The organism is Ferroacidibacillus organovorans (assembly GCF_001516615.1).
Lineage (GTDB): Bacteria > Bacillota > Bacilli > Alicyclobacillales > SLC66 > Ferroacidibacillus > Ferroacidibacillus ferrooxidans_B.
Genome location: NZ_LPVJ01000030.1, coordinates 94694 through 104067, shown reverse-complemented (window position 1 = coordinate 104067; position 9374 = coordinate 94694). Strand labels below are relative to the sequence as shown.

Below are 9374 nucleotides of genomic sequence, written 5' to 3'. Positions count from 1 at the left end.
CTCTAACGCCCTTTTCGGGCATCACAGCCTGTCGTCATCGGCCGAAGTCGTAATTCTCACTGCTAATGTGCTCAACGCCTTTCGGCATCACAGCTGTCGTCACTTACGGATGGCGTAGCTGCGGGATATGGCGGTTTCGCCAGTGCTCAACGCCTTTCGGCATCACAGCTGTCGTCACTGCACCCGGAGCGAGACCAACTCCGGCGCTGGATTGCAGGCACGTGTTTCAAGCACCTACTCCCCACAAGCCCGTCTAGCCGCTCCGAGACTCACGATTGACCCACTTCGGATGAATTCGAACTTAGAAAGTATAGCATTTCTAGGCGTTTCTAACCATATTCCTATACTCAAGTACCAGTTTCCTGGACGAAGACGACAAAGCCCAGGTGCGGCGGGCAACTTTTCCCACTTCTCCTTCAGCACTTCGCCTAACGAGGCTGGTAGTTGAATCACTCTGGACAAACGTCCTCCAAGGTCTTCAACCCAAAAATCTAACGTGCTCTTGGCGAAAGGCAAGCAATCGCAACACCGGGTTTCGCCACCGCAACTACCGCATCAAAAAAGCTCGAATCGATCTTCCCTCTTCTCAATAATATTCTTCACATTCCACTGTACGATACGGTTGACGTCAGCATCGTGAATTGGAGCGATGAGCAGACTATCCTCTTCCGCGAAAATCACCGACAACTCCCACCGCAACTTAGACATGGTCGTCTTACTCAGATGACATTGGAAAATGGAGTACTGGAGTGGAGCACCATAAGCCTTAAGCAGTTTGTGACACTTGCGCCATCGCTTCTGATCTCGAATATCGTAGCAAATAAGGTAAAACGATCGTCCGTTTGCCATCTTATCGGATCCTACTCTGCGCAAAGAGTCCAGCTACCCCGGCCCATTCCTTTTCCAAGAGACGGACCTCCAATTCGATGGCTCTGTCGTAAGACAGAGAATATCCGATGACTGGATGTTTCCACGTGTCCTGTTTTCGCCTTTCATAAAGTACAATCGCCTTTTTCCGACCTGAAGAACTTAGCCAGCACTGCTTGCCGGCAAATTCGAAGTCAGCTGTAATGTCCCACTGTTGCCTGTGAAGACTCCCCAGAACCACCATATCGACCAGCGAGACGCGAAATAGCTCCATGAGGTCCAACGCCAAAGGGTAGGCAGAAGACCTCGGTTGATGATAGAACCCGAGGCAAGGGTCCAAACCAACAACTATAATCGCCTGAAGGCAATCCTTGTACAACAGTGAGTAGAGAAACGAAAGGATCGCGTTCGCTGGGTCGCGCGGTGGACGGCGATTCCGCCCATTGATAGACAACACTCCATCGTTTCGTGTCAGATGCCCAAGGCTAGAGAAGTAGGCTTTCCCCGTGACACCCTCCCAACCGCGAAGTTCGTTTAAATCTTTTGCGGCACTTGATTTTCGAGCCGCTTGTCGCATCTGGTCAATTTGATCTTGCAGAGCGTCACGATCTTTCTCACGGGTCAATCGAAGAATGTAACGGAGTTGGCTGTCAATTTTCGCCTTCGCCAAAATTTTAGCCAAATGAAGGCAAAAATCACCGTTAACCATAGCGGAGTATTGACGCAGTCGACGTTGCACGCCTCCTGCCAAATTTCCAACAGTACCGAGATAGGTCCCTCCCCCAGTCAGGTAGTGAATGGGGATACCCTCTGACAAGCATCGATGAATTGCCTGAGTGGTCACCTGAACGTGCCCATGCACTGCAATGGATTGAATGGAATGAATCGCTACATTGGTTTTATCGCCGTCACGATTCTCGATAAGTAGACTATCTCCCGATCGACGGATCGTAGAGCCGTGCGTAGAAACATGTAAAACGTCCCCTTCTCGATCAGGTGGAAAGTACCTTGGAATCTCTTTCTTTCCGCTCTGTATCAGTCGTTCTTCTTCTGGAAGACACACCGGCGCGAGGGAGCAACGAGAGCATAGCCTTTCATTTGTCGCGATGGGTGGGCGTAGGGCGGAAGATCTCAAATCTGTAGCACGATTTACAGCAGCATGAACTCTATTTCTTAGCGCGTCGTTGATCGTGACATTCGCTGTACGGTGATCTTGCGCGTAATATACCTTCGCCTCCGATATTTTTCGATCGAAGTGCTCCTCGAGAAGAAGCGTATACGCAGCGACTTGAATCTCATCCGAAGGCCATGGACGTACCTTGCCGTCACGGGTAAGATTCGCCCTACCTTTTTTGTACTCAAACGGAATCCACTCACCGCCCATGGAGCGAACGACGTCTACCTTCCCCTGTATCCCCAGGACGTCGCTCTGAAGCGTGAACGACGTCATCTCGACGTACTCAGGTATTTCTTCATGAAGTCGCCTACCATCATAAACAGCTTGGTCCGCAATGCGAATTCCCTCGACTTCTTCAAGATAAAAAAGACGTTCACAATATTCGAGTGCATGAAGAGCCATTACCTTAGTCAGCGGCTCGATACTATTCACATTTTCCAGCCTCCCACAGAGAACTAGGATCAGTATCGTCCGGGAGGAGATAAATAATTCAGACATTATCGAAAAAACATATGTTAGTGGCGATCATTGATCGCAAATACTCCGACATGCTCAGCAATCGAACGTGCGGGCATAAGGGACGCGCGGGCCCATACTGTACCTTCGGAGCCCACGTGATCCACCCATACTGGAACTGACCACTCCCCTCTCTCCGAGGGGCTGAGCAACATCACTTCGTCACGGGCCATCAATTTGCGTGCGTCATCCCAGTCTAAGACCGAGAATTCGTCAATCAAATTGTGACTTTCGCCACACGAAAGTCCGCCGAAACGATAGACAGTGTCCGGATGGAGGTAAGCATCGTTTACTTTCTCCCACAGTCCGGTTTGGCCGCTCGTCCTTCTCCTCACGCCCACCAAAAACTTCAAACCAGTAAGCAAGGTTTGAAAATCCGGCTTCGAATTCGACGGGTCATTTAGATCCGGTTTCTTGACCCGCCGCATCTTCCGAATCACTACACTCGGTAGTGTTTGTCCAATGAGAGCAATCGCAATTTCGGCTCCCATAAACCGTCTTCGGTTGACTTCTCCGATGTAAGACAAAAGAATGCCGTATACCGTCGCCGGAGGTGGAAAGGGGTATGACTCTGCAAATTCACGTGCAAAGGGCACCGTGAAGGACGAGATAGGCGCGGAAACACGGATCCAACCCAAGTCTTCCGGTTTTACAAAGAGGGTACCTACTGTACTCATTTGGCTCACCCCTGTAACTGTTGGATAACGTGCTCAAACACCTTGCGCACGCCAGGGTAGACGTTTACACCCAATTCACGAAGCGCCACCGCTTCGTCAGACTTGACGGCCTCGCCACCAACGATCAATTCTTGCTGCGATAAGTCTCCAGACTTCACACGCTGAAGCAGCGTATCTATGGAAACTTCACCCTGCAAATCTGGTTCCGCTACGTAGAGAATGCGAGGCGCGGGATCCTGAGTGATGCGAAAGATCACAAGCGAAGGGGAAAAATCATACAAAAAGCGTCCATGATTGCCACCAACATCGTGGAGCGTTGCAACTGCATCGACGACCTTTATAGCGCGCTCTTGTACTTTCAACTCTGCTGGTGTCAGCGTGAAGCTGTATTGATAACGTGTCGCGTGAATCTCCGTAGCATAGAGCGAGGTCCGCCCCTTGTCCCCCCCTTTTGCATTGAATGTGACCTCCCCATTATAGGGGTCAAGCGAAACAGCTCGAGATACCTCCAATGGTCCGCGGCGCGCTGTGGTCGTACCTTTTGGCGCCTTACCCGCCTTCCCGCGCTTCGGCGTAGCGATTTCCCCATCCTGATCCGAGTTGTCCGTCTTCGCTGCCTTCGCGTCCATGTAGCCCAGCACATCGTCATCAATGTATCGGTCTGCGGAAAATGCCTGGTCTTTGATCTCGAAATCTCCAGCCGCCCCCTTGTCAGCCAACCACACACGATTTGTTTCGCAGCTTGCGTCTCCGTCCTCAAACCGTCTCTGCCAATTGAGCCGGATCGCGTACCGAATTGCCTCTGCTGACACTGTGGTGTGGTTCAGCCCATGCCACAGTATCTTCTGCAAAGTGGTGGTATTTCCCTCAGTTTCACCGCGATTGTTCGCGGCCACCCCATACTGCGTCACCACGGTGCCATGAATATGCAAACTCATGTTCCCATTTCCCCTCGCATGTTTTGTGTATCTTCCGATAATGAGTACTGACCGTCACCTACTTCGGTGCTCCCGTTAAACTTTCAATCTCGGGACTCGGATCAAGCGCTTCGGAGACATCTTCATCACCTTTGCCACGGTAGGTGGCAACGGCAAGAAGGCAAAGGTCCCTAACTTCCCGCCAATCAGACCAGTTGAATGCAAATTTCATGAGCACATCCCGCTCAGCATGATCAGTGCCGCCTGAAAACCTAGGCGCCGTCTGGGCCATAAGACGCATAAGATTCTGCCGTAACATATCTTGTGTTCGGCAATTGACAAAGTCCAACACAAGTCGTTCACGCTCACGCTGGAATGAGCGCCTTAAGTCAGCGTTCGCGTCCAAAGCACGACCCGCTACCTGGCCGTACCTCTTAAACATCGCGACGTGCATCAGTTCTACAAACTTACGCTTATCTTGGTCGTCCCAAAGTTCATCATCGTTTACCAAGTTCCTCAGCCCCTCTCGCCATCGTGAAATCAAAACTGCATTGCGGCCCCTCGCATAAAGAGAAAAGCCAATGTACCACGGCCGTTCCCTCAACACGTTTTCCGCGATAGTCTCGCGCATCGGCATGACCCATGTAAAACTGGAACCATCACGGCGGGATGCAGGACGATTGGCCAATTCACCGATCACGCATCGATATCTCCGAGTCGCTTGTTCAGACGGCTCCGCCGCGGTCAACACCCGCGTGCGTGTCTTTTGCTGACTGCTCCACGGAACCTTGCCAAAACACAGAGTGTGCAAACGAGGGGTGATAGTAAAAGCGTCCTCATCTGCCTCGAGTGCCACGGCCGAACTGAGAGCAGCATCCGCTATTCCACATACCAGATCTATCCTGGAAACAACCATGGAACCCCCGGTATAGTACCGGTGTAGTTTTCGCGACTCGGACTCTAATCGCGTTGCATAAGGTAGCACCAAAACAACCTCAGCCCGAGGATCCCATTCACCCGATGCCATATAGGCCTGCGCCCTATACCACAAACAGCCCAACATGGACAACATAAGCAAAAGATACCGTTCTGGCGTGTCTGTCAATGCCGTGGCTGAAGAATGCGCAACATGTTTCACGATGGCGCCAGGCATGGCCCATCCAGCTAACTCTATCGCCCGCCTTTCCTTTCGGGCCGAAACCACCTCCTCCGCCGTTTTCAAACTCCGGTGATTGAAATCATACAGAGACTTGAAGCGATACTCCCGATCGTTGTCTTCACTCTTCGGGCGTATCGTCCAAGCAGAAGCCGCGTTACGCGACTTAGGATGCTGAAGAAAGGATGCCATCATCACATTCTGAATTTCCGCCCTGTCGACCTCCCGAAGCTTCTCGTGTAACGGGAAATGAATGAGTCCCGCATCGTCGACATCGTATAGCTCTGACAAGAATCTGTGAACAAATTCTGCCTCATTGGGTAAACCGGAGAGCAGCAAGGTGTCACCATCCGTAGTTGAGGACAGACCATTTCGTTCCATCCAATCTTTCATCCGACTTGTGCGACAACTCGCAGAGAGACCAATCAACCCCGCGCGATGTAGGGGCGTCATCCCTGGAGCATTAAGATCAAAACTCCACTCACAATCATCCATCGCTATCGCTCCACCGCCCTCCCAAAATGGGGGAATAGATTACGTTTTCATCCTCAACGATGTAGCAGTACCTCCACGTCTCTCGCGGAAGAACCTTGGGCTGAGGGAGTGTCAGGACCTTGCCAAGCCTCCTCGCTGCAGACGCTTCACCTTGCGTAGCTGTCAAATCGGATCGCAAAAGTGTACTGATCGTGTGGCCCGCGGTGCGTAACGAATCACCCGGATGAGACCGGTCGAGTTCGTACCACGTCATTCCCTCACGTCCCAATGCCCTTGCTTTGTCTTCCAACTGCCAACCGGAAAGCGCCTCTGCCAAGTCTGCCTGGGAGATTCCATGCGATCTGCGCTTAAGGAGACCCAGAAGCAGTTCTCGACCCGCTTCCATCTCGGCAACTTTATAAGGACGGGCGTTGACCGGATCTACGAAAATGGCCAAACGTGGCGGATCGCCGTCCTGAGCCCGGCGGTTAAGGCGTCCGAGCCGTTGAATCATCGAAGTAAACGGGGCTAATTCGCTGATCAAAAGATCCGCCGACACGTCAAAACTTACTTCGCAAATCTGCGTCGTAACGGCACAAAAACCGCAATTAGATGCCCGGAAAGACTCAGTAATTTTCCGCTGCAGTTGTACCCGCTCCTCGTACTTGAAGTGGGCATGTAACAGTGCTACGTTGTCTTCCCCAATCCACTGCGCGACCGTTTGGTACCAAGCGCGAGCAACAGCGACGGTATTGGCGACAAGTAGCACCCTTTCCCCCTTCGCGAATGTGGAAAGAAGTATCGCGCTTACGCTCTTGGACTCCAGTCCAGCATCCATTTGTACGTCGTATCGAGCCCTGTGCTCGTGTCTCTTCGGGCCATAAACTCGTGCGAAGGATCGTTGTGATGACGCGCGTTCCAGTTCACCCGTCAATGCATTCGGCAATGAAGCGGACATGACGACCGTTGGAATACGGGATACTCGGAGGAACTCAGACAAATAAGCCAATAGCCTCGGCTCATACGTGTGAATCTCGTCAAACACGATCAACGACGTTGCAAGCCGCGGAAGGAGAGCTAAAGATGCGCGGCGATTGGTCAACAGCCCTAACACTAAGTCTACCGTGCAAAAAGTAATGGGACCCATGAGCCGTTGAACTGCCTCGTGCTGCGCCGCTAATTCACCTGGCCCATGCTCCACATCTGGCGTAGCGTCCTCCTGTGGTGACCTGAGAAGTTCCATATCCACGAGACTCCTCGAGTGAATGAGTTGCGCCTGATCCGGCATATGCAGTCCATAATCGACGTAGAGTTGACTCGCTACAGCGGTCGTCGGTGCAGTAAGAAAAAGCCCTTGTGCGCGAACTTCCTGAGCTCGCCTCAGCACCGCTACGGTCTTGCCAGAACCACATCCCGCTTGCACGATCAACGAGTCACCTACCATACGCGCTACGGTGCTCTGAAACTGGCTCAGTTCGTGTTTTTCATCGCCCGCGACGCTTTTATTGATTGCTTTCTCAAGGATCCGTGTGAGACTCTGCGACGCAAACGAATTTTCAAGACTAGCCCGAACGTCTTCCCATTCCTCCGGCGTTCTACAGCACACAGACCCTACTGTGTCCACGGCAATAAGTGCTCCGCGTAACAGGGAACCCATGAGTTTAACCTTATCACCCCACAAAGAAGAATCCATAGACGTCTCATCCTGAAAGGGAGCCGTTATTTCATCCCTTAGCCACCTTGATGTTCCTGGAATAGCCGGCAGCTTTGTATCAAACACGATGGACCGACCCGCAAGATCCTCCAACAGACCCAAAACACCATCCTCTTCCAATTCATACCAAGAAACTACAAGTGGATCCTCGGCGTACTGTTCTGGCCTATCCCTTCGTCTCGGAAATTTAAGGTGGTGTCCCAAAACGGCGACACGAATGAGCAAACATTGATCGACAGCCCAGGTTCCCAGATCGCTAAAGGCGCAGTGAACAGCGTCATGTAGCTCCGGCTGAGATTTGGAAATCCAATATGAAACAACCTCGTGCCGTACCAACGGTGGCCTGATTGGCCGTTTCCTACTTTGTCGCAACAATTGTGCGAAACCATCAGTAGCCTTACCGAGATCGTGCAACACCGCGGACCAACGAAGTGCCCTTCGAAACCATTCCACCTGGGCCGCGTCACAAATCCCGAACATCCCAACCATGGCCTCGCCAGCATAATCAGCGAAAATCTGAGCTACGTCTAGGCATTGTCGCGTATGACCATAAAGGGTAGCGGAAAATGGTACTCCATCATCAGCATCTAACGGCGCCGACTTGGCTAGGATCGTCAAGCACCAATCACTTCGGCACCGGGCAAAAACACTCCGCACCCGAACCTCCGTCGCCCTCCGATACCGTGCACCTGAAGTGCCAACGAAGCCTCCTCTAAAAGTCCGGAAAGCTCAACGCCAAAGCCAATGACCTTTTTAGCATGAATTGTCAATATTCTGCGCCGCATGATCTTGATGGAAGCATCCCCCCCCATTTCATGAAGGGCTTCCTCCACCTTGCGAAGCAAGGAGACTTCCGTCACAGCGTTCTTAAAGGTAACCACTCTGCTTCTCAAGATAGTGGCGGGCTGAATCAACTGCACTTGCATGGGCCCGACGCGTACTGTGGCGGCCCGCAGAGAAAGTGTCTTACCACTGATCGTTACAAGCTGAGCCAAGTGCGTCTCTGGGACTCGCGCAAAAAAACACGATCCCGGTTGGAGAAGTAATTCATTCCCAACTGCCACTGTCCTGACGACTGGGCTTAAAGAAAAGCCATTCAATTCATGCAGGTCGGGACATATACCCGAAATCGCAGCATAAAGAGCCTCTCCATGGTCAGTCGGTATGCGGTCACCATACAACGAAAAGCGGTAGGACAGGCGTTTCTGCACGCTCATTTCCTCCATTCGCATAACCTCCAATGTTTTCTTCTGTATTAAATATACAGAAAACAATACCAGGATAACTTCCGCCTGTCAACATCATTTTCAGATAATTAGATATGGTAAAATGATTGAGCATTGATCGCCAAATGGTGTTGAGCACTTTTCATCTGTTTGTTTTATCGAGTGCTAGGAAGTGTGTGCAGTGATGCCTTCGGGCGATTATTTCGCGATTCTACATACAATGACGGCACATATAACGTCTCATAGGAAACGAGTAGGGTAGCGACGCTTTTCCAATACACAATGTACTTTATAGTGATCCTAAGAATTTAAACAACTGAGGCGGGGTACAACACTTGCTTCTCTTGCTCAAACAGATAGGCCAGCAAAATGTGGTCATCCAGAGTTTCGAAACCGTCAATCTTCCCATTGTACTCATTTCGAGGATCAATAACGTTCAGGCCTATTACCTTGCTTGCTATCTACGCTTAGTTCGCAAAATTGCTCCTGCGAACCCAAGACTCGCTACTGGTGACTTAGCTTAAATAATAACAGGCAGGATTTTCACCTACTAAATTATACGACCCGGCCCAGTCACACAGAAAGTTAAGTATAAAATTATTTATCAAAATTATCGTATAAAAATAAGCCGCCCAACTTATTAGTTTCCT

7 protein-coding genes are annotated in these 9374 nt (G+C 51.1%); all 7 read right to left on the bottom strand.

Translation table 11 applies throughout. The features are described 5' to 3' along the window. Positions 1-555 precede the first annotated feature (555 nt). The 7 genes from cas2 to cas6 all read right to left on the bottom strand — a co-directional run bounded on the left by cas2 (position 556) and on the right by cas6 (position 8724). Positions 556-849 (bottom strand): CRISPR-associated endonuclease Cas2, encoded by a 294-nt coding sequence (cas2, locus tag ATW55_RS08340; protein ID WP_067715484.1) that lies wholly within the window; start codon positions 847-849, stop codon positions 556-558. Position 850: 1 nt separating this feature from the next. After that, on the bottom strand, positions 851-2476 hold the full coding sequence (locus tag ATW55_RS08335; protein ID WP_235587059.1) for a type I-MYXAN CRISPR-associated endonuclease Cas4/Cas1: 1626 nt from the start codon (positions 2474-2476) through the stop codon (positions 851-853). 83 nt (positions 2477-2559) lie between these two features. Next, positions 2560-3237: a CRISPR-associated protein Cas5 gene (cas5, locus tag ATW55_RS08330; protein ID WP_067715482.1), complete on the bottom strand. Its 678-nt coding sequence runs from the start codon at positions 3235-3237 to the stop codon at positions 2560-2562. Between the two features lie 5 nt (positions 3238-3242). Further along, positions 3243-4175 carry a DevR family CRISPR-associated autoregulator gene (locus tag ATW55_RS08325; RefSeq protein WP_067715473.1) on the bottom strand — a complete coding sequence of 311 codons (933 nt, stop codon included), beginning with the start codon at positions 4173-4175 and terminating at the stop codon, positions 3243-3245. A gap of 58 nt (positions 4176-4233) precedes the next feature. Further along, positions 4234-5805: a type I-MYXAN CRISPR-associated Cas8a1/Cmx1 gene (gene cas8a1, locus ATW55_RS08320; RefSeq protein WP_067715470.1), complete on the bottom strand. Its 1572-nt coding sequence runs from the start codon at positions 5803-5805 to the stop codon at positions 4234-4236. Then, the gene (locus ATW55_RS08315; RefSeq protein ID WP_082685666.1) at positions 5798-8155 is read right to left on the bottom strand and encodes a CRISPR-associated helicase/endonuclease Cas3; all 2358 of its coding nucleotides are present in this window, start codon (positions 8153-8155) and stop codon (positions 5798-5800) included. Before ATW55_RS08315 ends, cas8a1 begins: the two co-directional genes overlap by 8 nt. Beyond that, the gene (gene cas6, locus ATW55_RS08310) at positions 8113-8724 is read right to left on the bottom strand and encodes a type I-MYXAN CRISPR-associated protein Cas6/Cmx6 (RefSeq protein ID WP_067715465.1); all 612 of its coding nucleotides are present in this window, start codon (positions 8722-8724) and stop codon (positions 8113-8115) included. Before cas6 ends, ATW55_RS08315 begins: the two co-directional genes overlap by 43 nt. Positions 8725-9374 lie beyond the last annotated feature (650 nt).

What these genes read in the sequence shown, in the direction of transcription:
- cas2 (WP_067715484.1), bottom strand. Translation starts at nt 849, where the DNA reads ATGGCAAACGGACGATCGTTTTACCTTATTTGCTACGATATTCGAGAT.
- cas5 (WP_067715482.1), bottom strand. Translation starts at nt 3,237, where the DNA reads ATGAGTACAGTAGGTACCCTCTTTGTAAAACCGGAAGACTTGGGTTGG.
- ATW55_RS08325 (WP_067715473.1), bottom strand. Translation starts at nt 4,175, where the DNA reads ATGAGTTTGCATATTCATGGCACCGTGGTGACGCAGTATGGGGTGGCC.
- cas8a1 (WP_067715470.1), bottom strand. Translation starts at nt 5,805, where the DNA reads ATGGATGATTGTGAGTGGAGTTTTGATCTTAATGCTCCAGGGATGACG.
- cas6 (WP_067715465.1), bottom strand. Translation starts at nt 8,724, where the DNA reads ATGGAGGAAATGAGCGTGCAGAAACGCCTGTCCTACCGCTTTTCGTTG.